This window comes from Microbacterium sp. NPDC056057 (assembly GCF_042266945.1).
GTDB lineage: Bacteria > Actinomycetota > Actinomycetes > Actinomycetales > Microbacteriaceae > Microbacterium > Microbacterium trichothecenolyticum_C.
This window is the reverse complement of the sequence record NZ_JBHJWS010000001.1, coordinates 265,118-287,652: the sequence shown is the minus strand read 5'-3', so window position 1 is coordinate 287,652 and position 22,535 is coordinate 265,118. Positions and strand designations below refer to the sequence as shown.

Here is a 22,535-nt window from a genome sequence, read left to right as displayed (position 1 = left end):
GCTTTCAGGCAGCCTTTCGCTGAGTCGACGTCCACGGCGAGGGCGGACGTTGAGCCCGCCCTCGCGGGTGGATCAGCCGGCGGCTACCGCGATCTCGTTCGGCGTGACGTCGAGGGTGACCGTGGCCACGACCTCGCCCGTGGTGAGGTCGACGGCGTGGATCGCGTCGGCGGCGGGCTCGGTCACGTAGGCGATGTCGCCTGCGATGACGATGGCCGGGTGCGGGTCCTGCCACTCGACGGGGCTCTCCCACGCTTCGACGACGGGGAACGCATCGGTGATCTCGCCCGTGGCGGGGTCGAAGACGTGGACGGATCCGTCGCTCGCGAGGATGTAGGCGAGGTCCTCGGGTCCGCGGGCGACGTCGCGGAAGGTGTACTCGACGCCCTCGGGAAGGTCGACGACCTCGAGCGTGCCGGCCTCGGTGTCGATGACGGTGACCGCACCGAGGAGGTAGCCCTCGGCATCCGGATCGTTCTTGTAGTCGCCGACCACGAGCGGGCTCGTCTCGCTCACCCACGCGTTGCCCATGCGCCCGTACGGCTGGTCGGGGGCGTCCAGCTTGGTGATCTCGCCGTCGCGGTACAGCAGCGCGCCGTTCTCGCAGCCGAAGACGACGGCCTCGTTGGCCGCGGTGCCTTCGCCGTGCACGCCCGGGCAGGCGTCGCTCGTGGCGATCACCGCACCCGACTCGTCGGCCACCGAGATGCCGGTGCGTCCGTCGGCGCCGCCCACCGTCGTGAGGAACGTGCCGTCCTCGAGCACGACCGAGACGCCGTGGTGCGCCTCGACGCCGGGGATCGTCTCGGTCTCGGGCAGCTCGTCGTCGGCGGACAACAGGGCGTCGGTGTCGAAGATCGTCGTGTCACTCGTGCCGTCGGCGTAGAGGATCGTCTTGCCGCCGTGCCGGACGACGTGGCCGGGGGCGTCGGCGGCGAAGATCAGGTCGGTCAGCGCGACGTCGTCCGCGCTTGCCGCCGCGGTGTCGAGCACCTGAAAGCCCTCGCTCATCGTGACGAGCACGTGGCGGCCGTCGCCCGCCGGGTTGAGCCGGGTGAACTCCTCCGAGGCGAGATCGGCAACCGGCTCGAGGGTCTCGCCGTCGAGCACGAGGATGCCGCCCTCGTACGAGACCGCGATCCGTGGTCCGGCCACGGTGGCCGCAGGCGTCTCGGCTCCGGCTCCGGCCGAGGTCGACGGTGTCGATGAACAGGCCGCGAGGGTCGCGACGGCGCCGGCGGCGACGGCGATCAGGCCGGCGCGCCGCAGCGTGCGTGTGCGCATGTGGTGTTCCTCTTTCTTGGTGTGGGGCTCACTGCGTGAGCCCGGTGACGATGCGCTGCGTGTTCTCGCGCATCATGGTCAGGTAGTCCTCCGCGCCGCCGCCGTCTGCGGTGAGCGACTCGGTGTACAGCTCGATGACCTCGACGTGCGTGTCGATCTCGTCGGCGAGGGCGCGCATCAGCCGGTCCGGCGACGAGGACTCGGCGAAGACCGCCGGAGCGCCGTGCTCTTCGATCGCCGACACGAGGTCCGCGAGGTCGGATGCGCTCGGCGCGGCGAGTGTCGTGCCGCCCGGGATCGCGGCGCCCACGACGCGGAAGCCGAAGCGCTCGGCGAGATACCCGAAGACGTGGTGGTTGGTGACCAGCGCGCGGCGCCCTGCCGGGATGCCGGCGAACGCCGACGACATGTCGTCGTCGAGGGCCGCGAGCTCGGCGAGGTAGGCGTCGACGTGTGCGTCGATGGCCGCCTCATCCACCCCCGGCAGCGCGGACAGGCGCGGGGCCAACGCCGCGACGACATCGATCATGCGGGCGGGGTCGGTCCAGAAGTGCGGGTCGGGGGTGCCGGCGGCATCGCCGCTCGCGTACTCCAGCACCGCTATCGCATCGCCCGCGACGAAGCTGTCGACCCCTTCCGCGACGGCGGCGTCGAGATGCTGCTGGAGCCCCTCTTCGAGGCCCAGGCCGTTCGACACCAGCAGGTCGGCGGTGCGCAGGCGCGCGGCATCCTGTGCGGAGATCTCGAACGAATGCGGATCGGCATCGGGCCGCATCAGTGTCATCACCTCGACGTCGTCGCCCACGAGCTCGCCCACGACGTCGCCGAGGATGTTCGTCGACACGACGGCGAGCGGGCGATCCTCGCCCGTCGGCGCACACGCGGTGAGGACGGATGGCGACCGCCGCCGTCAGCAGCGCGGCGAGCACTGCGGGCCGGGGGCGGCTCATCGGCCGGTCACCACGAGCAGGGCGGGCGAAGTCGGCGTCTCGAACGTCCTCGAGATGCGTGCCGCGTCGGCGAAGTCGATCTCGTAGACGGCGCGCTCCGCGGGTCCGTTGAGGTAGGCGCGAGGCTGGTCGGCGACGAGCGTCGGGCTGCCGGCATCCGTTGCGAGCGACTCGGCGACCAGCGGCTCTGTCTGCGCGAGGAGTGCCCCCGTCGTGCCGTCGATCACGAGGACCCGGCCGTCGGCGCCGAGCGCGAGCACGTGCTGGGCCTCGTCGTCGACCGCGGTCGCCTGCACGATCGGCCGGTCCACCGCGAGCAGCGTCCAGGTGCGCGCGCGGGTGTCGAGCAGCCAGATCCCCTGGTCTCCGGCCGGACCGGCGACGGTGGGGCGGCCGTCTCTTCCCGCGAACGCCGTGGCCGGCGGAGCGGTCGTGCCCTCGGGGTAGGGGATCCGCTCGAGCTCGACCTCGCCGTCGACGAGGGTCGCGAGCAGCGCACCGTCGGCGCACCCGATGACGGCACCGACACGGGTGGTCACGGTGCCCCGCGCATCGGTGCAGTCGGCGCCCGCGCCGGGCTGCGGCATCCCGTCCTCATCCACGATCGAGACGGATGCCGCCACCCCGCCCTGCGGTTGCGTCACGAGCGCGTACGAGCCGATCGGCACGGCCATGCCGTCGTGCGGAGCGGTCTCGAGACGGAACCGCTCGACGAGCTCGCCCTTCGACATCGCCGCGGTGTCGAGGAGCACCGCCTCGCCGCTGCCGGCGAAGAAGATCCCGGTGCTGCCGGTGGTGGACGATGAGGTCGTCGCCACGGTCGCCGGCCCGCGGCCCGCCACCTGGCCGAGCATCACCGGTGCGGCGAGGTAGTAGTGGAAGTGGTCGACGTGGTCCCACGTCCACCGGCCGCTGTCGACGATCGCCAGCCCGTCGCCGCTGTCGGCGAAGACATGGCGGCCGTCGGTGCTCGCGCGAGATGCGGCCGGCACGTCGCCGAGCTCGGCGACGGTCTCGTCGAGCAGGTCGAGCTGGCGCACGACGCCGCCGGGGTCGATGGTGACAACGGCGAGCGGTGGCTCGCTCATCTCCTTCGCGCCGTCGACGGCGCCGTGTCCGCCGGATGCCGGACTCGCGGCGGGTGTGCCGGCGTCGGCGCTCGCGCAGCCGGCGAGCATGAGCACGGCGACCGCGAGCGGCGCGAGGAGCGGGGAAGTGCGGTGGAGCACGGGGGCTGGCTTCTTTCGTCGGGTGGTGGGGTGGGATGCTGCGGCACCCGCGCGCGTCGTCACGCGGCGGCTGCGGTCGTGACGCGCGTGCGGGTGCGCCCGGTGTGTACTGCCCACGAGGCGGCCGCGAGAAGCACGGCGGTCAGCGCGATGGAGGCGCCGGCGGCGGTGCCCGCGTGCCACGACAGCAGCAGGCCGAGTACGACGGCGGCGACGCCGAAGACGCACGCGAGGGCCATCGCGGACGGCAGCCGGCGGGTCCAGTGGCCGGCGGCGACCGCCGGCGCGATGAGCAGGCCCACCACGAGGAGCGAGCCCACGGCCTGGTACGAGGCGACGACCGCGAGTGTGACCAGGCCCACCAGCACGGCCAGCGCGATCCTCGGTCTGAGCCCGAGCACCGCCGCCACTCGCGCGTCGATCGCCACGGCGACGAGGGAGCGGTGCGCGGCTGCGGCGACCGCCACCCCGATCCCGGTCGCCCACGCGAGCACCGCGAGATCGTCGGCCGAGATCGCCAGGACGTCGCCGAAGAGGATGGCCGTGGCATCCGTCGCGAAGCTTCCGGAGTGCGAGATGACGATCACACCGCCCGCGAGCATGGCCACGAAGAGCATGCCGATGCTGGTGTCGTACGACAGGCGACCGCGTCGCTGCAGCGCGCCGATCCCGAGACTCATCGCCGCCGCGCTGACGCCGGCGCCCAGCAGCACCGGCACACCGAGGAGGGTCGCCAGGGCGACGCCCGGGAGCATGCCGTGGCCGAGCGCCTCGCCCAGGAAGGCCATGCCGCGAGCGACGACCCAGGTGCCGACGACGCCGCACAGCACGGCCACGAGGCTGCCGCCGAGGAGGGCGCGCTGCACGAACTCGAGGGAGAACGGATCGGTGATGAGGGGCACGAGCGACGACGGTAGCGTTAATGAGAATGATTCTCAAAATCGATTAGGCTGAGCTCGTGCCTCTCGAAACATCGTCCGCCGCCGCCCTGTCTCTGCGCGCGGTCTTCGTGGACCACGCCGGGACGCCGGCCCTCCGCGGCGTCGATCTCGACGCGGAGCAGGCCGCGCTCACCGTGATCGCGGGACCGAACGGCGCGGGCAAATCGACGCTGCTCGAGGTGCTCGCCGGGACGATCACGCCGCGTGCGGGCAGCGTCGAGATCCGCGCGGCGTCACGGGCCTTCGTGCCGCAGCGCGCGGCGATCTCGCCCACCCTGCCGCTGACCGTGCGCGACGTCGTCACCGTCGGAGCGTGGGGGCGGATCAGCGCGTGGCGCCGACTCGATCGCGCGTCACGGATGGCGGTGGATGCCGCCCTCGAGCGCCTCGACCTGACCGCCCTGCAGCGAGCGCCGTTCCGGTCCCTGTCCGGCGGGCAGCAGCAGCGCGCCCTCCTCGCGCAGGGGTTGGCGCGCGGCGCCGACGCGTTGCTGCTCGACGAACCCACGACCGCACTCGACGCGGACAGCGCGGAGCGGATCGTCCGTGCGATGAGGACAGAAGCCGACCGCGGCGTGGCCGTGGTGTGCGTCAGCCACGAGCAGTCGGTGATCGATGCCGCGAACCTCGTGGTTCGCCTCGATGCGGGCAGGATCGACCTGCTGTCGGCCCGCAGTCACCTTTAGGCCATCTGCGGCGTGCACGCCGGCTGAAGGGCCCGACGCGCTCGCGATGACGACCGAGCCGAATGCGCGCTTGCCGTACGGCTCCGTTCGTTGCCCGCAAGACGATCCCTCCGCCCACTCAAGGAGTGCCGAGTGCGCCAGGGCCCGACATCGCGCCATCCTGGTCAACGTTCGAAGCGGTTGTCGGTACACGGACGCCGCCGCTGCCCAAGAGAGATGCCGCGGCAACCACATCCCGCCGTCGGCCGTGAGGGTCTTGCCGGATTGTCAGCGGAGGAGGGTCGGGAGACTCCGGACCCCTCCTCCCCTGAGATCACTCGTAGCGGAGCGAGTCGACCGGATCGGCGCGCGCGGCGCGTGCGGCGGGTAGCGTTCCGGCGAGGAAGGCGATCGCCATGACGACGATGATGATGACCGCGATCGAGAGCGGGTCGAAGGCGATGAGGGTGAGGCCGGGCAGGTCTGCGAGCAGAGATCCGGACAGCGCGGAGCTCACGCCTGCGCCGACGAGCATCGCGATGACGACGCCGATCGCGCTGCCCAGGAACCCGATGAACGCGGCTTCGAGGCTGAACAAGCTGAAGACGCGGCCGTTGCCCATTCCCATCGCCTTCATAAGCCCGATCTCGCGGGTGCGTTCCTGCACCGACATGAAGAGCGTGTTGACGATGCCGAAGCTCGCCGCGAGGAGCGCGATGATCGCGAATGCGTTGAGCACGAGCACGATCCCGTCGATCACGGTCTTGAACATGCCGAGCTGGTCGGCGACGGTCGAGCCGGTGAAGCCCTCGTCGGCGAGCCGATCCTTGAGCGCGCTGATCTCGTCGTCGGTCGATGCCGGGTCGAAGAAGACGCTCGCCTGCGCGTAGCGCTCCACCTCGTCGGCCGGCATGCCGATGTTCTGTGTGTCGAAGAGCTCATCGGCCAGTGCCGTGTTGGGCACGAGGCTCGCGCCGGTCGGCGAAGCGAGCCCTTCTTCCGCGACGCCGACGACGGTCGCCTCGACGAGATGCTGCGTGCGCTCGGCATCCGTGATCGCGATCGACACCGTCTGCCCGATGGCGTTCTCGGCGTCGCCGAGGCCCATCGACTCGACGAACGCGACGGGCAGGACGAGCTGCAGCTCGGTCGCGTCGTCGTCAGGCGAGGAACCCGCCTCGAGCTGGATGGTCTGACCGGCGATGAGGCTTCCGACGCCGATGACGTACTTCGTGCCGTCGCCGGCCTGGATGTAGTCGGGCGAGATCGAGCGCGTCGGCACGACGTCGGTGACGCCTTCGATGCCTGCGAGAGTGTCGAGGTCGGCGGGCGTGAGGGCGACGACGGTGGATCCCGGAGGGCCTGGCTGCCCGCTCGCGATGGCGTTCGGGTCGTACTCGACCGGTCCGGTCGCCGCGACGCCGGTCGCGGTCTCCTGGGTCTTGGTGACCGTCATGACGTCGGCGGCGCCGATCGAGGTGACGGTGTCGTCGATGTAGGCGTTGATGCCCGTGCCGAGGCCGCTCGTGAGGGTGAGGGTGAATGCGCCCACGAAGATCGCGAGGATCGTCAGGATCGTGCGGGTCTTGGAGCGGAAGGTGTTCGAGACGGCGGAGCCGATCAGGTCGACGGTTCTCATGCGGCCACCGCCGCGGAGTCCTCGACCAGCAGGCCGTCGCGGATGAACAGGCGCCGGTCGCAGCGGTTGGCGAGCTCCTCGTCATGGGTGACGACGATGAGGGTAATGCCGTTCTCGCGGTTCAGCGCGAACAGGATGTCCTCGACGATCGCGCCGGTCGCAGTGTCGAGGTTGCCTGTCGGCTCGTCGGCGAAGATGATCCGCGGGTTGTTCACGAGCGCCCGCGCGATCACGGTGCGCTGCTTCTGACCGCCCGAGAGGTTGACGGCCTTGTTCCTGGCCTTGTCGTCGAGCTCGAGCTGTGCGAGCGCGGCGAGGCCGCGGCGGCGCCGTTCGGAGCGGCCCACGCCGGCGATCTTGAGCGGCAGGATCACGTTCTCGAGCACCGACGAGTTGCCGGTCAGGAAGAACTGCTGGAAGACGAAGCCGAAGGTCTTGTTGCGAGTGCGGTTGAGGGCGCCGCCGCGCAGCTTCGCGGTGTCGACGCCCTCGAGTTCGACCGTGCCGGAGGACGGGGCATCCAGCAGCGCGAGCACGTGCATGAGCGTGGACTTGCCCGAGCCGCTCTTGCCGACGATCGCGATGCTCTCGCCCTCACGGATGTCGAAGCTCACCCCCTTCAGCGCATCGAAGCGGTTCTGGCCCCGGCCATAGGACTTGTGCACGTCCCGGACCGAGATGATCGGCGTATTCATGAGGCTCCTGAGTGAAGTGGACTTTCAGCCTCGCCGCTCGCACCCTCGCTCGCGTCCCCCCGAGGGAGACACTTCGCATACCGCGGCTGCGGTACTCGGCATGCCGCGGGGGAGGGATGCCGCGCGCCGCCATGCCCGCCACACTTGACTGATGACACGCGAGGCGGGACGGCAGAGCGGGCGCAGCGGGCCGCATCCGCGCGTGCCGACCTGGATCGGCGATGTCATCGCGGCCGTGTTCATCGTCGCCTCGGCCTACCTCCCGTTCCCGCAGGTGGACTTCCGCCCGGACAGCGTGTTCACGTTCGCCCTCGTGCTGGCTCCGGCGCTGATCCTTCCGCTGCGACGCCGGTGGCCGATCGCCGTTCTCGCCGCATGCGTCGCGCAGTACGCGGCCGCTGGGTTCACCGGAACTCTCTGGCCCGGTTTGGTGCTGGCCATGGCGATCGCGATGTTCGGTGCCACGAACCGACTGCGGCGGCGGGCCGCCCTGATCACGACTCTTGTCACGATCATCGTGATCATCGTGATCAACGTCCTCGCCTCGCTCAGCAGCCTCCTCGATCTGCGCGCGTTCGCCGTCGTGATCACGGTCGCGTTCGCCGCCGCGGCGGGCGACGGGGCGCGATCCGGCCGGGAGTACATCGCCGCCATCACCGAGCGCGCCGAACGCGCGGAAGAGTCCCGGGAGTCCGAGGCGAAGCGACGCGTGTCGGAGGAGCGCCTGCGGATCGCCCGTGATCTGCACGACGCCGTCGCGCACCAGATCGCCGTGATCAGCCTCAATGCGGGCGTCGCGTCCTCGGCGATCCCGTCCCGTCCCGACGACGCTCAGGACGCCGTCCGCACGATCCGCAGCGCCGCGCGCACGGTGCTCAGCGAGATCGGAGCGCTCCTCGAGGTCCTCCGCACGGACGATGACGGTCCCCGCGACATCTCACCGCAGCCCGGCCTCGAACGTCTCGGCGACCTCGTCGGCCAGTTCGAGGACGCCGGGCTCGCCGTGACGATCCGAATCGAGGGCGACCTCGCGCAGGCCGAAACGCCCGCTCAGATCGTTGCCTACCGCGTCATCCAGGAGGGACTCACGAACGCCCACAAGCACGGCGCCGAGTCTCGCGCCCACGTCCTCGTCCGGGCTGGGGCTGACACACTCGACATCGTGGTCACCAATCCGACTCTCCCCGTCGATACTCCTCACACCATTGGGAGATCCGTCGACAGCACGGGCTCCACTCTCGGACTGATCGGCCTGCGCGAACGCGTCACAGCGGCACGAGGCACAGTCGAGACGGGACCGACACCGGGCGGGTGGCGGGTCGCGGCGACACTCCCGCTCGGCACGGACCGGCGCCCATGACCACCGTGCTCGTCGTCGACGACCAGTCCCTCATCCGCCAGGCGGTGTCCGACATCCTGTCGCATGCGGACGGGATCGAGGTCGTGGGCGAAGCGGTCGACGGGCAGGATGCCGTCGCCGCCGCCGCGCGGCTGCGCCCCGACGTCATCGTGATGGACATCCGGATGCCGCGACTGGACGGCATTGCTGCGACGGCGGCGATCTGCGCCGACCCCGACCTCGCTTCGACCCGCGTGCTGATCCTCACGACCTTCGAAGAGGACGAGTACATCGTCACCGCCCTGCGCGCCGGTGCGAGCGGATTCATCGGCAAGGGCTCCGAGCCCGACGAGATCGTCCACGCCGTGCACGCCGTGAACGCCGGCGAGGCGCTCCTCTCGCCGGCGGCGACCCGGAGCCTCATCACGAAGTACGTCACCCCGCAGCGGACGGCGGCGCCTCTGCGCAGCATCCCCCCGGAGCTAGAGGCCCTCACCGAGCGCGAACGCGAGGTCCTGCTCCTCGTCGCGCGCGGCCGGTCGAATCAGGAGATCGCGGACGACCTGCACATCTCGCCGCACACCGCGAAGACCCACGTGAACCGTGTCATGACGAAGGTACACGCGCACGACCGCGCCCAGCTCGTGATCCTTGCCTACGAAACCGGACTCCTCGCCCCGGGATCGCCATGACACAACGGGGCACGTTCAGGGATCCTATCCGTCAGTTCACATGGCAGCGATTGTCGGGATTCGCGAGTTAGGCGACCGGAATATCGAGCTTGTACTCCCTGGTCGTTGGGCGGCTCCGCAGGTCCGGAATCCCCGTGGCCACCACCTGGACAGTGAGCGAGCCATCCTGGTTCGTTCGCCGGTTCATTTCGACCTCGCCATTACGTGTCTTGTAGGTCAAGATCTCCGATAGTCCGGTCGCTGTGGAAGCAGTGGTGATCGTCCCGGAGGGGATAAGGCTGATCTTGCACAACGCTCGAAATCCGGCGAGCTCATCTCCCGACTTGTTTGCGGTGTACTCCGAAATGAACTTGTAGAGCGCTTGCCAAGCCCAAGGTTCGAACACTACGGATTCCGCGCCGCTATTCACGCCAACAATCATGCGATCCGTGCCCGGGTCATCGGCTTCTGACGTGCCAGTGGAGAAGATGATGGCGGGGGGCACGGCATCGCCGTAGCACGAGTTCGAAGTGAACGTGTACCCCTCATCGGCTTGTGCCTGGATGGTCGCGTCCCGGCCGGCTTGCCAACTAGCCCAGGCTTCCGGCAGTGCAACACCTGCCGCGTCGGTGAGGACGCCGGCGGCGAACGCGGCCGTCATTGCACTAAGCCAGCCCGTCGCGGGGACGGCTGCCGCTCCGCAGGAAGTGAGTGCTGGTGTAGCTAGCGCCACCACTGATCCCGCCGCGACGAGGCGAAACGCCGCTCTACGGTCGAAAACCACAGACTGCCTATCCATCCAGCACCCCCGAGCGCTTTGGTCCCCGGCCAACGAGTCAGCGTGCGGGCATACGTTTGCTGACTCTTGACGCAACCATAGCGGGGGAATCGAAGACGGACGCTCGCGACGACTTGCAGGCGCACGGCTATCGCGCGGTGCCCGATTGGGGATCCTCCAGCACGCTCGGCAACGGTCGGTGACGGGGATTGTGCGCGCGTCTGCGGGGTGGAATGCTTGCCGCGGCCACAGGCCTCTGTCGCCGGAACACTTTGAACACCGTGATGCGAGGGTGCGCCATGGACACCGTCCTCCAACGACTCACACAAGCGCAGAACGACCACGACGCTGAGCGCTTCGCGTCCTTCTTCGCCCTCGACTATCGAAGTGAGCAGCCTGCCCATCCGGGGCGGGAGTTCGTCGGACGCGCACAAGTGTTCTCGAACTGGACCGGCGTGTTCGCTGGCATCCCCGATTTCCACGCCGAGCTGCTCTCCTTCTGTCGGCTCGACGACATGGAGTGGGGGGAACTGGCTTGGAGCGGCCACCATACTGATGGCCAGCCGTATGCAGCGTGCGGTGTGATCGTCGCGATCATCCGTGACGGACTGATTGCGTCGGCGCGACTGTACGTCGAATCGATCGACCCCGATGAGGTCGGCATCGATGCCGTGGTCGAGCGTGTCTTCCGTCCGCCCCACCCCTGATCCGCTCGCGCGGTGCGAAGCGTTGGACCTCACGTTCCAGCCCGCGCGCATCTCTTGCGCACGAACGGATCACAATCGACCGCCCGAAGGGGTACCTGATTCGGCCACCGCACGGACAGGGATCCAAGGTTGCGTGGGCGCGTACGATATCGCGCAAATATTCGGAGTGCTGATGACGGATGCGTTCGAGCAGTACCATCACGGCATGCCGCCGGAAGTCGGCCCTGCGCCGCGATTGGCCTACGAGGGTTTCCGCAACCTGGTCGCGCTCGCGATCGCCGCTGTCGTCGCCATCATCGCGCTGCTGGGCTACAGCTTCGTCGTGCCGGTGCGATTGACGGTCGACACGGTGACACTCACCGTCTTCGTGTTCTGGATCGGGTACTCCCTCGCTTTTCTCACTCTCACACACGCAATATTCGGCCGATCTGATGCACCGACGCTGCGCGCCTGGCTGTCAGCCACGAACAACTCCCGCCGCAGTGCCGCGATCCCGACATACACGGCTCTGTGGGCGGTGCTGGCATTGCTCGCCGTCGCCCTCGTGCTCATCCTTCCCGGGCTCCTCGACAGCGTCCTCGCGAACGCGCTGAGCTTCGTCGTCGTGATCACCGCGTGGCTCGTCACCGTCACGGCCTACGCGATGCACTACGCCCGTCTGAACTCCCAGGAGGAATCCATCGAGCTGCCCGGCAACCGCGGAGACGGCCCGGTCTTTGCCGACTACTACTACCTCGCCGCGCAGCTCGCCACGACGTTCTCGTCATCGGACGTGAGCATCCTGACCACGCGCGCTCGGCGCATCGTGACGGGACAGACCTACATCGCCTTCGCCTTCAGCACGTTCATCATCGCGATGCTGATCAGCGTGCTCTTTCTGACCAACTGAGACGGGGCAGCGGTGGGGCGCGGTTGGGGTGCCGAGCGCGCCCCTGCGTTCCGAGATGAACTGCCGTCCCGGTTGAGGGACGGTGCTCGTCGTGAACGCGGCCGTCTCGGTGAGATCCATCGGGTCGCAAACCCTCTCCGGGGGCAGCTCGTCCATCCGAGCGCCGCCGACCTTCTCGAGGATGTGGCCGAACGCCCGGCGGCGGCAGGACTTTCGTTCCCCGCCCGTAAGCGGATCCGGTGCAGCGCCCCGACGCGGTCTTGTCAGTGCCGCCCGATTCCGTTAGCTTCTCGATCGGCAGGCGCCTCTATCCCAAGCAGGACTCGACTCTGGTCCCGGGGCGCGAGATCCCGGCGACTCTCTGAGGGGCGACGCAATGGCCACCGCACTCCCATCCTCGGGCGACGTCCCGTCGGAAGACGCAGGCTGCGACCCGTCTGACCTCCTCTACATCCACGACGCCTTCCGGCGGCTCTACGCGCTGATGCCAGCGGGCGTTCGGGGCACTTCGTCCGACCGCCGGCGCGTGGCACAGGTCGTCCAGTCCGTCAGGCTCGTCAACGACGCACTCCACCATCACCATGTCCTCGAAGACAGCCTGCTCTGGGACAGCCTTGAAGAGAGGCGTCCGGCCTGCACCGTCCATGTCGAGCTCATGAAGCATCATCACGCTGAGGTCGCGGGGCTGCTGGGGTCCTGCCGGCCGCTGTTCGATACCTGGGAGCAGCAGCGCGATCAGGGCGCCGGGGAGGCTGTCGCGGCGCATCTCGAGGCGATCGGCGCGCTCTTGGAGGAGCATCTCGCGAAGGAGGAGCGCTTCATCCTTCCGGTGATCGAGCAGACGTTCAGCGAGGAGGAATGGGAGCACGTCGGGGAGGAGGCGCAGAAGGGCTACGCCCGGTCTCAGATCTTCCTGTTCTTCGGGCTCATACAGGACTCGATGACCCCCGACCAGCTCGATGAGTTCCTGACGGAGGTGCCGAGGGCTATCAAGCTCCTTTATCGGCTGTACGGCAAGCGCAGCTACGAGCGCAACCTCGAGCTTCTGTCGGCGGGCACAGCGCGACCCGGTCACTTTTCCGCAAGGCCGAGCGAGCCTTCCCCGTAGGCTCGAGCGCACTTCCGGCCACCCTCCCTTGCTGACTCCCCTGCGAGCCGCTCCCTGGCGTGGCCTTCTTCCCGGCTCGCGTGTTGTGTTGACGCCGCTCGCTGCGGCCGAAGTCGCCGGCGTCTCGGGTCTCGTCTGTCTTGGCATGATCCCCCGATTCCTCCTCGGCCGACGGCATGCGATCGACCGGCCAGGGGATCCCGGCGAGCACGGTTAAGCACGTCACGGTGCCGCTTGCGAGCACCGCCCGGTTGGGGATCCCCACCTGGTGGCCGTGTCCGTGGTCAGTCGGGGATGAGGTGCCCGACACGGAGGGCGTTGGCGATGACTGTGAGCGCGGGGTTGAAGCCGCCGTTGGTGACGTGAAGGGACGCATCGGCGACGTAGACGTTGCGAGTCCCCCATAGCCGGCCCTGAGGATCGCAGGCACCGGTCGCGGGGTCGGCGGACAGTCGTGCCGTCCCGGCGGAGTGCTCCTGCCCCTGGGGCGCGATCGGCATCTCCCGGGTGGTGATCCGTCCTCCTCCTGCGGCGCGCAGCCAGTCGGCGCAGTGCCTCGCCATCGCGGCCACGTTGGCCCGGGTCGCGTCGTGGGCGGTGCCGCGCAGGCGGGCGGCGGGCATGCCGCGCCGGTCCGTCAGTACCGGGTCCAGCAGCACTCGGGTCTGTTCGTGCGGGATCTCCTGCACCATCGACATCGTGCCGACCAGGTTTGGCGCCTCGCGCATCCATCGCTTGTGCTCCGCACCGAATGGCGCGGGAGCGAGTTCGCGACCAGCTTGGGCCTTGTCGTAGGGGAACTGCAGCGCGGCGTCGAAGATCACGCCTCCTCCCCATCCGTCCGGGTCGTCGTGTACGAAGTCGATGGTGGCGACGGAGTGCCCGGGACCGATGGTCTCCTTGATGTCGGGGCTGTCCCCGGCGATCGCTAGCGCGACTCCGTGGGTCATGTGGTTGCGCCCCACCCAGTCGTTGCCCAGCCCCGAGACCAGCAGCAGCCGGGCCGTCTCGATGGCTCCTGCCGCGACCACGACCCGGTCGGCCCGCGCCCGGAATGGACGTTCTCCCGCGGCATCCTCGATCACACCGACGATGCCGGTCGCCGTCCCGCTCCCGTCGTGTGCGATGGCGGTGACCTGCGCGCCGAGGAGCAGATCGGTACGCCCGGTCGCGAGCGCACGGGGGATGAAGGTGTTCTGCGCACCGTTCTTGGCGTCGACCGGGCACGCGTGGCCGATGCACTGCGCGCAGCGAACGCACGCCGCCCGGCCGTCGCGCGGGATCGTGTTGATCGCGAACGGGATCGGCGACGTCGTCAGCCCGAGCCGGTGCGCCGCGGTTGTCAGCGCGTCTCGCGTGCGGTCGGTGGGCATCGCGGGCATCGGGTAGCCGCGGCGGCGCGGCGTCATCCGTCCCACGGCGCTGTCCGCATCCCCCGCGACGCCGAGCTCCCACTCCGCGCGCTCGTAGTACGGCTCGAGCTCGGCGCACTCGAACGGCCAGTCCGCGAGCGTGCTGCCTGGCGGGACACCGTAGGTGGATGCCATCCGGAAGTCCTGCTCCCAGAATCGCCACGACATGCCCTGCCACACCCGCGTGCCGCCGCCCAGCACCATGGCGTTCAGCCCGTAAGCCAGGGCATCGCCCTCGGCCGGAAGCACCTCCGTGGTCCCGTCGGGGTGCTCGAGGACGCGGGGGTTGCCCGCGTGCGGGCCCACGCGAACGTCGTAGCGTCCTGTCCGCTTCCCCTGCAGGTGGTTGCCGCGCAGCTCGCTGTTGCGCACGGGTCGCGCCCGGTCGATCAGCAGGACGTGCTTTCCCCGCTCAGCGAGTTCGGCGGCCACCGCGCCGCCGCCTGCCCCGGCACCGATGACGATCACGTCGTAGGACTCGGCGAGCGACCCTGCGTCGATCCCCGCAGGGTCGACCGCGTCGACCGGACCGGTCCCGTTCGGGATGTCGGTGTACCCGACCATCGCCCACCCTGCCGGCTGTCTCGTACCGGCGTAGTAACCCTGGTAGGTGAGGGTGATCAGCGCCTCTAGCGCTCCGTGTCCCGGTTCCGCGTCGAATAGGGCCGAGAACACCGCGGAGCGCTCCTCGAGGGCGAGCATTGCGAACGGTCGCTGATGGACGCGCAGCGCGGCATCGTCCGCTGCCTGCACGGCGGTCTCGAGCGGCGACGCGCTCCAGGCCAGGAAGTCCGAACCATGTTCGCGCAGCAGGCGCTCGACGCCGCCGTCCCACCCTCCTGGCCATTGGTCCGGAGGGACGATCGTGTCGATGAGCGCTCGCAGCGTCGCCTGGACGCGGTGTGTGCTCTGGTCATCGTCGGCCAATCGCGCACCTTCCCTCGGGATGGACGAAAAGTATCTCGTCGTTCACTGTTCACGAATAGTACGCGCGCGCTAACATTCCATCAAGAGTGGAAGGGTGGGTTCCATGACCGAGGTCCGAACACGACGAGGACCGTATCGGAGCGGCATCGCTCGTCGCAGGCAGATCATCACCACCGCCGCCGAGGTGTTCGCGACATACGGCTACCGCAGCGGCTCGCTGCGGCAGATCGCGACCGCCGTCGGAGTAACTCCCGCCGCGCTGACCCGCCATTTCGACAGCAAGGAAGACCTCCTCACCGGCGTGCTCGAGTACTGGCGCGAGCAGACCGACAAGCTCGCAGACCCACACGCGGCCGGAGTGGACTTCTTCAACGGTCTCCGGAGGCTGGTGAACTACCACGTCGATCACCCCGGCTACCTCGAACTGTTCCTCACACTCAGTACCGAAGCCACCGATCCGAACCACCCCGCCGCCGCGTTCATCCGCAACCGGTACGACCGCACCGTCTCCGACTTCAGCGCACAGCTCACCCTCGCCGTCAACGCCGGCGACGTTCGCCCGATGAGCGCGACGGAGATCGACCAGCAATGTCGCGCGCTCATCGCGTACATGGACGGCATCGAACTGCAATGGCTGCTCAACCCTGCCATCGACCTCCCGGCACAGTTCGGTCAACACCTCGACCGCGTCCTCGCATCCTGGCGAAGCACCAGGACCGCCCAGCCGACCTAGCAACCGGTCGCAGCGTCGATCACGACGTGCCCAAGCGAAGGTTGTACAAGCGTCCGCATCGTGGATCCCGGCGAGCGCGCCGCCTCGCTTGCCTCCCGAGATTCGCAACATGCGCGGCGAGCGCTCCCGAGCGTCCGGATGCCCGCGGGGGATGGCCATCGAGCGAGCTGAGCCCTGTGCCCGACGTATCGCTTGCGCGCATCGCCCGGATAGCGATCCCGTTCCCACTCTCGATCACGATGCATCGACGAGATCGCTCAGCGCGTCGCGGTGAGTTCGATAGCGAGCGGTTGTTGAATGCGGACTAGTGGCGCGCTCTTGGATCGCACGCGGTGCCGAGGTCCGCGTGGTGGTCCGCAGGTGTCGCTATCCGGCGGTTCTCAGTGGCTCGAGGGCAGCTAGGACGAGGTCGAGGCCGAAGATGAACTCCTCCGCCGGGTCGAAGCCGGCATCGACCAGCGCCGCGGCGGACTCGTTGAGATACGGGAACTCGTCAGGAGGAAGTTGGGGCAGATAGACGTCCTCGGCCATCTCCGCGAGCTCATCGGCGGTGTCGAACGGCAGGCTGGCCGCCTGCAGGGCGAAACCGTACACATAGCTGTCGATCAGCCAGTTGGCGTGCGTCGCCATCAAGGGCGAGAAGCCGGCCCTACGCAGGCAGGCGGTGACCGCTTCGTGGTGGCGGAGGTTCGCGGGCCCCGGCGAGGTCCGCGACTCCATCAGGCCGTTCGCCCAGGGGTGACGGGCGAGAACCTGTTGAGCGGATACCGCCCGCCGTCGCATCGCCGACTGCCAGTCGGTCCCTTCGGGTGGGAGCTCGATCTCGTCGAACACGATGTCGATCATGGCGTCGAGCAGCTCATCCCTGCTCGCCACATAGTGGTAGAGCGACATGGCGCCGGCGCCGAGCGTGCCGGCCAGCCGGCGCATGCTCAGCCCGCCGACCCCCTCGCGGTCGGCGAGCCGGATCGCCTCGAGCACGACCCGCTGCTTGCTCAGCCCTGCGTCTGAGGGGACCTGGCGTTGTTCTTTCGCGGACACGGGTCTCCTTGCTCGCTCGTAGGGCTTGACAATCGTACAGCGTACGGCGATAGTACAGCGTACGACGTACAGTGTACGAACGAGCGAAGTCGCAGCTCGTGTGAGGAGGCTTCTGTGAGAATCGAACAGCGATCGGATGCTGCAACCGGCCTGGTGCCGGCGGCGAGGCCGACCGGGGCGGCGACGATGCGGGCCGCCATCCAGCGTCACTACGGCCCGCCCTCAGTGCTCGAGTTGACCGAAATCGGGCTGCCGATACCTGGTCGAGGTGAGGTGCTCGTCCAGGTGGGCGCGGCCTCGGTGCATCCCGGCGATTACTTCGTCATGACCGGTGAGCCGTACGTCGTGCGCCCGGTGTTCGGGCTCCGCCGGCCGCGCCACGCCATCCCCGGCAGGGACCTCGCCGGCGTGGTGGCAGCGGTCGGGAAGGATGTCACGGCGCTCGGCCCCGGCGACGAGGTGTTCGGTTGGAGCACCACTGGAGCGCTCGCGGAGTACGCCTGCGTCGCGTCGGAGAACCTCGTCACCGTGCCTGCCGATCTGTCGGTCGTGGACGCGGCCGCGGTGCCCACCTCGGGTATGACGGCGTTGCAGGCCCTGCGCGACATCGCGAACGTTAGACCGGGCCAGTCGGTGCTGGTCACGGGCGCGTCGGGCGGCGTGGGAACGTTCGCCGTGCAGATCGCCAAGGCGTTCGGCGCCGAGGTGACGGGCGTGTGCAGCACTCGCAACGTCGAGCTGGTCCGGTCGCTTGGTGCTGACAACGTCGTCGACTACACGGCGACCGACTTCACCGGCACCGGCAAGCGCTATGACGTCGTCCTCGACAATGTGGAGGCCCACCCCCTGGCGGCCCTCCGCGGAGCGCTCACGCCCACGGGCGTTCTCATCCCCAACAGCGGACGCGGCGGACGCTGGTTCGGCCCCCTCGGTCGGATCGTCAAAGCGCGCGTGCTGTCGGCGTTCACTCGTCAGCAACTGAGACCCTTCACGTCGATCGGGAAGCGCCAGGATCTGCTCGCCCTGGCTGACCTGCTCGCAACCGGGCAGGTCAGGCCGGTTATCGATCGCACCTACCCCCTCGACGAAGCGGCCCACGCCCTCCGCTACATCGCAGCCGGGCACACCCGAGGGAAGGTCGTGGTCACCATCTGACGACCGTCCCCGCCGAGAACGACCCAACCCGCACCCAGCGCTGCCGCCACTCCGGTGGAGGGACCGCTCCTCAAGGAAGAAGAACCGATGACCACCCGAACCGAAACCCCGAACACGCTCGACAACCGGCGGATCCCCGTGCAGGCCAAGCTCGCTGCCGCGTGGACCAGCTTCATGTTCCTTTACGTCTACGTAGACGTCCTCAACTTCTACAAGCCCGGCGTCGTAGATGGCATCCTGAACGGCCTCGTCTGGAGGTTCGACATCAGCCCGACGTTGTTGACTGTCTTCCTCGTGTCGGTGTCGATCCCCGCCCTGATGGTGATGCTCTCCATGACGCTGCCCGATCGGGCGAACCGCGTCACGAACCTCGTCGTCGCATCACTCCTCATCCCCTACTCGATCTTCAATGCGGCAGGGACGACCTGGGAGTGGATCGCCTTCTACGGCATCTCCATCGGACTCGAGGTGCTGCTCCTGGCCTTCATCCTGCGTTCCGCCTGGGCGTGGTCTCGAATCTCCGCAGTCCCCGCCGGTCGCGCGACGGCCGCCCTTCGACAGTGACCGACCGGCGGGTCCGTGGCCTCCCTGCTGGAACGGTTGCGGGACGCGATGAACTCCCATGACCCGGAACGGGTGGCATCGCTCGTCACGCAGGACTACGAGAGCAACCAGCCGGCACACCCCGCCCGCGCGTTCAGAGGCCGCGAGCAGGTGCTAGCCAACTGGTCAGCCGTATTCCAGGGCGTCCCCGACTTCGCCGCCGAGCTCATCGCTGCCGTGGTCGACGGTGAGACCGAATGGGGTGAATGGGTATGGCGCGGTCGGCACGCCGACGGCTCCGTCTTCGATATGCGCGGAGTCGTCATTCTCATTGCACGCGACTTGGACGTAGCCCGGCGGGCCGGCATCGGCGTAGCCTGCGCGCATGTGTGCGGAACGGGGGGTCGTGCTGCTCGTTCCGGGCGCCGCCGAGAGTTTTCTGACCGCACCCCGGTCACGGAAGCCCACGGGGTCGACGCCTTGACCGCCGGCGAACGGCCGAACGGTGACGCTCCGCCCGGTGTCGACGCCAGCTCGAACATGGCACACCACGACCCAGCGAACGCGCCGGGGCCGCCTCCGTGCACTGCACGAATACGGATCGATCAATGGAGGTGGGGCTCCCCGCCGTACATCCCATCGACTACCCGGAGGTGTCGGGCGCCTCGCTCCGATTCCCGCGCGGGAGCCGACCACGAGCCTGCCCGCCAGCCCTGGCCGATCGCGCGCGAGCTATCCGATCACGTCTCGGCGCCGGCGGGGCGCCGCCGGGGCTGGCGAGAACCGAAGTGTCACGATCTCGAACGGCCGGAGTGTCAACGTCAACGACCGCACGCTGGATCGATCGCCCACCGGCCGCTCGAGCAGGTCAGTGGGGACCCACTCCGCCGTGTCGAAGCGCGGAGTCACCGTGACCGTGCCGCGGCCGCCAGTGGATTCGTACAAGCGCAGGACAACATCGCCCGAGCCGTCTTCGGCGAGCTTCACGGTCTCGGCCACGACGCCGTCGCCGTCGAACTCGAACAGCGGATCGACCGCGCGACCGCCCGTGACGCGGCGCGTCGGGAGGTTGAGTCGGTGACCCTCGGCGACCGCGTCGCGGATGCCGGCTCCCGGCCGGATCGACACTCTCATAGTGTGATCTCCGCGGTCGGCCTCGGGGTCGGGGAATCGCGGCGCGCGAAGCAGCGACAGACCTAGCGTCGTCGTCCGACCGCCGCCCTGCCGCACCGTCCGGCTCGCGTCGTGCCCATAGGTGGAGTCGTTCGCGACCGCGACGCCGTAGCCCGGCTCGGCGACGTAGGCCCAGCGGTGCGCGCAGAACTCGAAGCGTGCAGCATCCCATGACGTGTTCTCGTGGGTCGCCCGGCGCACATGGCCGAACTGCGTCTCCGCGAGCACGTCGTCAGCGTGGACGTCGAGGTCGACGAACAGCTTCAGCAACTTCTGGCCCTCCTGCCAGTCGATGTCGAACGCGAGGTCGACGGCGGCCGACCCCGGCGAGAGCGAGATGCGCTGAGTGAGCCGCGAGTTCGCGACCGAGCGGCGCACCGTCACCACGACCGTGCCGTCAGCGGATGCCGCGACCTCGAGCGCGTCGGGGGCATCGGCGTCGAGCGGGGTGGCGACGCGGCGGTAGTGGTCGTCGATGTCCCACGCGTCCCACTCGGTGGGGGTGTCGCGGTGGATAACGAGCCGGTTCGCCGCGCCACCGGGGGCGACGGCCTCACGACCGGTGGCCGCGTCCACGAGTGACACGATGCGACCGCGCGAATCGACGACGACTCGAACGCCGCCGTTCTCCATCGCGACGCCGCCGTCGCCCGCCCGCTGCCAAGTCACCTCCCCGCTGCTGTTGCGGGCTGCGCCGATGCCGAGCGCGGGTACGCCGTCGACCGCGGTCGGAAGGGCGTTCGCGACGAGTTCGACATCACCGTCTCCGACGAGCGCGGTGAGGCTGCGCTCGATCACAGCGGTGAGCTCGCTCGCGATCGCGGCGTAGTCACGCTCAGCCTCACGGTGCACCCAGGCGATCGAGCTGCCCGGCAGAATGTCGTGGAATTGCAGGAGCAGCACGCGCTCCCAGATGCGCCGTAGCTCGTCGGCGGGGTAGGGCACCCCCGCGCACACCGCAGCGGTGGTCGCCCACAGCTCGGCCTCGTGCAGCAGCTGCTCGCTGCGGCGATTCCCGCGCTTGGTGCGCGCCTGCGAGGTGTACGTGCCCCGGTGCAGCTCGAGATACATCTCGCCCGACCACACCGGAGCGTCGGGGTATTCGGCCTCGGCCTCTTCGAAGAAGCGACGAGGTGAGCCGATCTCGACCCGGGGGAGCCCCTCGAGATCGCGCGAGCGCTCGGCCGCGGCGATCATCTCGCGCGTGGGGCCGCCGCCGCCGTCGCCCCAGCCGAAGGGCACGAGCGACATGGTCGCGGCGCCGGACTCCTGGAAGTTGTGCTCGGCGTGCAGCAGTTCGTCGGGCGTGAGCTGGGAGTTGTACGTGTCGGCGGGCGGCAGGTGGGTGAACACGCGCGTGCCGTCGATGCCCTCCCACCAGAAGGTGTGGTGCGGGAGCCGGTTGACCTGGTTCCACGACATCTTCTGGGTCAGGAACCAGCGGTTGCCGGTACCCCGCACGATCTGCGGCAGCGCGGCGGAGTAGCCGAACGAGTCGGGCAGCCACACCTCCTCGCTGTCGACGCCGAGCTCCGCGCGGAAGAACCGCTTGCCGTGCGCGAACTGGCGGATCATCGACTCGCCGCCGGGCATGTTCGTGTCGGATTCGACCCACATGCCGCCGACGGGCACGAAGCGCCCCTCGCGGACCCGCTCGCGCACGCGGCCGAACAGTTCCGGCTGGTGCTCCCTCAGCCACGCGTACTGCTGCGCCGACGAGGCCGCGAACACGAACTCGGGGTTGCGGTCCATCAGATCCAGCACGTTGGAGAACGTGCGCGCGACCTTGCGGACCGTCTCGCGCACCGGCCACAGCCAGGCAGAGTCGATGTGCGCGTGCCCGACCGCGATGATCCGGTGGCTGGACGCGTGCGCCGGAGCCGCGAGGAGGGGGGCGAGCACCGCGCGCGCCTCGGCGGCGGTGCCGGCGACGTCATCGGGATCGATGGCGTCGAGCATGCGGTCGAGGCCGTGGAGGATGCGGCCGCGCCGCGTGGAGTCCTCGGGCAGACGGCGCGCGAGACCGTCGAGCACCCGCACATCCTGCAGCAGCTCCCATGCGGTCGTGTCGCGCGCCGCGAAGGCGATGGTGCCGAGTTCGTACAGGGGTTCCGGCCCCGCCGTCGCCTTCTCGCCCAGAGGTGTGGGAGCGAACGTGTAGGTGCCCGCGACGTCGGGATTGGCCGCCGCCTCCACGTAGAGGAGCAGAGCGCCATCGTCGTCGACGATGCAGGGAAGATGGTGGCTGCGCGGTGACACCGCCTTGATCACCGTGCCGTCGGAGCGGTACGCAAGTCCCTCCACCTGGAAGCCGGGCTGCTCCGCCGTGAAGCCGAGGTCGCACACGATCTCGGTGTTCGCGGCGTCCCAGCCTGCCGGCAGCGCTCCCGAGAGGCGGAACCACGTGGAACTCCATGCGCGCCCCCACTGCTGGTTCCGGGTGGTCGGCTCGTAGATCTGCGCGACGGCCCTCGAGAACGGCACAGGCTCGTCGGGAACCTGCCAGTGCTCGACCGCAACCGGCTCGTAGGCCGAGTAAACCGCCGGCTCGAGCCGTTCGCGGACGAACCGCCGCAGGCGGGCATGAACGCGCGTCCGGTCATCGTGCATCTGTGCATTCCTCACTGCGGCTGCCGCCGCCGTCGTCATCGATCGC

Annotated in this window: 20 protein-coding genes and 1 pseudogene; 10 read left to right on the top strand and 11 right to left on the bottom strand. The window is 69.1% G+C overall.

Annotation, left to right across the window (positions count from 1 at the left end):
* Positions 1-72: 72 nt before the first annotated feature.
* The 4 genes from aztD to aztB all read right to left on the bottom strand — a co-directional run bounded on the left by aztD (position 73) and on the right by aztB (position 4,365).
* The gene (gene aztD, locus ACFC1K_RS01230; protein WP_375870104.1) at positions 73-1,284 is read right to left on the bottom strand and encodes a zinc metallochaperone AztD; all 1,212 of its coding nucleotides are present in this window, start codon (positions 1,282-1,284) and stop codon (positions 73-75) included.
* Between the two features lie 28 nt (positions 1,285-1,312).
* Positions 1,313-2,128, bottom strand: coding sequence for a zinc ABC transporter substrate-binding protein AztC (gene aztC / locus ACFC1K_RS01225; protein ID WP_375870103.1), 816 nt, complete (start codon positions 2,126-2,128; stop codon positions 1,313-1,315).
* Between the two features lie 102 nt (positions 2,129-2,230).
* The gene (locus ACFC1K_RS01220; protein WP_375870102.1) at positions 2,231-3,463 is read right to left on the bottom strand and encodes an ABC transporter; all 1,233 of its coding nucleotides are present in this window, start codon (positions 3,461-3,463) and stop codon (positions 2,231-2,233) included.
* 59 nt (positions 3,464-3,522) lie between these two features.
* A complete protein-coding gene (gene aztB / locus ACFC1K_RS01215) occupies positions 3,523-4,365 on the bottom strand; it encodes a zinc ABC transporter permease AztB (RefSeq protein ID WP_375870101.1) in 843 nt (280 codons plus the stop codon).
* A 56-nt stretch (positions 4,366-4,421) separates the two neighbouring features.
* Here aztB and aztA point away from each other — a divergent pair, with 56 nt between their 5' ends.
* Positions 4,422-5,090, top strand: a complete 669-nt coding sequence (gene aztA / locus ACFC1K_RS01210) for a zinc ABC transporter ATP-binding protein AztA (RefSeq protein WP_375870100.1) — start codon at positions 4,422-4,424, stop codon at positions 5,088-5,090.
* Between the two features lie 313 nt (positions 5,091-5,403).
* Here aztA and ACFC1K_RS01205 read toward each other — a convergent pair whose 3' ends face one another.
* Both ACFC1K_RS01205 and ACFC1K_RS01200 read right to left on the bottom strand, forming a co-directional pair.
* Positions 5,404-6,708 (bottom strand): ABC transporter permease, encoded by a 1,305-nt coding sequence (locus tag ACFC1K_RS01205; protein ID WP_375870099.1) that lies wholly within the window; start codon positions 6,706-6,708, stop codon positions 5,404-5,406.
* Positions 6,705-7,403: an ABC transporter ATP-binding protein gene (locus tag ACFC1K_RS01200; protein WP_375870098.1), complete on the bottom strand. Its 699-nt coding sequence runs from the start codon at positions 7,401-7,403 to the stop codon at positions 6,705-6,707. Before ACFC1K_RS01200 ends, ACFC1K_RS01205 begins: the two co-directional genes overlap by 4 nt.
* Positions 7,404-7,554: 151 nt before the next feature.
* On the opposite strand from ACFC1K_RS01200, the gene ACFC1K_RS01195 reads away from it, so the two are divergent.
* Together ACFC1K_RS01195 and ACFC1K_RS01190 are read left to right on the top strand one after the other, a co-directional pair.
* On the top strand, positions 7,555-8,763 hold the full coding sequence (locus tag ACFC1K_RS01195) for a sensor histidine kinase (protein WP_375870097.1): 1,209 nt from the start codon (positions 7,555-7,557) through the stop codon (positions 8,761-8,763).
* Entirely contained in the window at positions 8,760-9,434 is a 675-nt protein-coding gene (locus ACFC1K_RS01190) for a response regulator (protein ID WP_375870096.1), read from the top strand. Before ACFC1K_RS01195 ends, ACFC1K_RS01190 begins: the two co-directional genes overlap by 4 nt.
* Positions 9,435-9,501: 67 nt before the next feature.
* Here the strand turns inward: ACFC1K_RS01190 and ACFC1K_RS01185 are convergent, their stop codons facing one another.
* A complete protein-coding gene (locus ACFC1K_RS01185; RefSeq protein ID WP_375870095.1) occupies positions 9,502-10,074 on the bottom strand; it encodes a hypothetical protein in 573 nt (190 codons plus the stop codon).
* 416 nt (positions 10,075-10,490) lie between these two features.
* On the opposite strand from ACFC1K_RS01185, the gene ACFC1K_RS01180 reads away from it, so the two are divergent.
* The 3 genes from ACFC1K_RS01180 (at position 10,491) to ACFC1K_RS01170 (ending at position 12,895) form a co-directional block, all read left to right on the top strand.
* The gene (locus tag ACFC1K_RS01180) at positions 10,491-10,898 is read left to right on the top strand and encodes a nuclear transport factor 2 family protein (protein WP_375870094.1); all 408 of its coding nucleotides are present in this window, start codon (positions 10,491-10,493) and stop codon (positions 10,896-10,898) included.
* A gap of 133 nt (positions 10,899-11,031) precedes the next feature.
* Positions 11,032-11,787: a DUF1345 domain-containing protein gene (locus tag ACFC1K_RS01175; RefSeq protein ID WP_375870093.1), complete on the top strand. Its 756-nt coding sequence runs from the start codon at positions 11,032-11,034 to the stop codon at positions 11,785-11,787.
* 376 nt (positions 11,788-12,163) lie between these two features.
* A complete protein-coding gene (locus ACFC1K_RS01170) occupies positions 12,164-12,895 on the top strand; it encodes a hemerythrin domain-containing protein (RefSeq protein WP_375870092.1) in 732 nt (243 codons plus the stop codon).
* A gap of 284 nt (positions 12,896-13,179) precedes the next feature.
* Here the strand turns inward: ACFC1K_RS01170 and ACFC1K_RS01165 are convergent, their stop codons facing one another.
* Positions 13,180-15,234, bottom strand: coding sequence for a GMC oxidoreductase (locus ACFC1K_RS01165; protein ID WP_375870091.1), 2,055 nt, complete (start codon positions 15,232-15,234; stop codon positions 13,180-13,182).
* A gap of 103 nt (positions 15,235-15,337) precedes the next feature.
* Between ACFC1K_RS01165 and ACFC1K_RS01160 the strand changes: the two genes are divergently transcribed.
* Positions 15,338-15,967, top strand: coding sequence for a TetR/AcrR family transcriptional regulator (locus tag ACFC1K_RS01160; RefSeq protein WP_375870090.1), 630 nt, complete (start codon positions 15,338-15,340; stop codon positions 15,965-15,967).
* A 366-nt stretch (positions 15,968-16,333) separates the two neighbouring features.
* On the opposite strand, the gene ACFC1K_RS01155 is transcribed toward ACFC1K_RS01160, so the two are convergent.
* Positions 16,334-17,008: a TetR/AcrR family transcriptional regulator gene (locus ACFC1K_RS01155; protein WP_375870089.1), complete on the bottom strand. Its 675-nt coding sequence runs from the start codon at positions 17,006-17,008 to the stop codon at positions 16,334-16,336.
* 114 nt (positions 17,009-17,122) lie between these two features.
* Here ACFC1K_RS01155 and ACFC1K_RS01150 point away from each other — a divergent pair, with 114 nt between their 5' ends.
* The 3 genes and pseudogenes from ACFC1K_RS01150 to ACFC1K_RS01140 all read left to right on the top strand — a co-directional run.
* On the top strand, positions 17,123-18,163 hold the full coding sequence (locus ACFC1K_RS01150; protein WP_375870088.1) for an NAD(P)-dependent alcohol dehydrogenase: 1,041 nt from the start codon (positions 17,123-17,125) through the stop codon (positions 18,161-18,163).
* An 87-nt stretch (positions 18,164-18,250) separates the two neighbouring features.
* Positions 18,251-18,727, top strand: a complete 477-nt coding sequence (locus ACFC1K_RS01145; RefSeq protein WP_375870087.1) for a DUF6326 family protein — start codon at positions 18,251-18,253, stop codon at positions 18,725-18,727.
* 48 nt (positions 18,728-18,775) lie between these two features.
* Positions 18,776-18,988: pseudogene (locus tag ACFC1K_RS01140) on the top strand (nuclear transport factor 2 family protein); the annotation flags it as partial.
* Here the strand turns inward: ACFC1K_RS01140 and ACFC1K_RS01135 are convergent.
* Both ACFC1K_RS01135 and ACFC1K_RS01130 read right to left on the bottom strand, forming a co-directional pair.
* Entirely contained in the window at positions 18,893-19,174 is a 282-nt protein-coding gene (locus ACFC1K_RS01135) for a hypothetical protein (RefSeq protein WP_375870086.1), read from the bottom strand. The pseudogene ACFC1K_RS01140 and the gene ACFC1K_RS01135 overlap by 96 nt on opposite strands.
* A 264-nt stretch (positions 19,175-19,438) precedes the next feature.
* Positions 19,439-22,489, bottom strand: a complete 3,051-nt coding sequence (locus ACFC1K_RS01130) for an alpha-mannosidase (protein ID WP_375870085.1) — start codon at positions 22,487-22,489, stop codon at positions 19,439-19,441.
* Positions 22,490-22,535 lie beyond the last annotated feature (46 nt).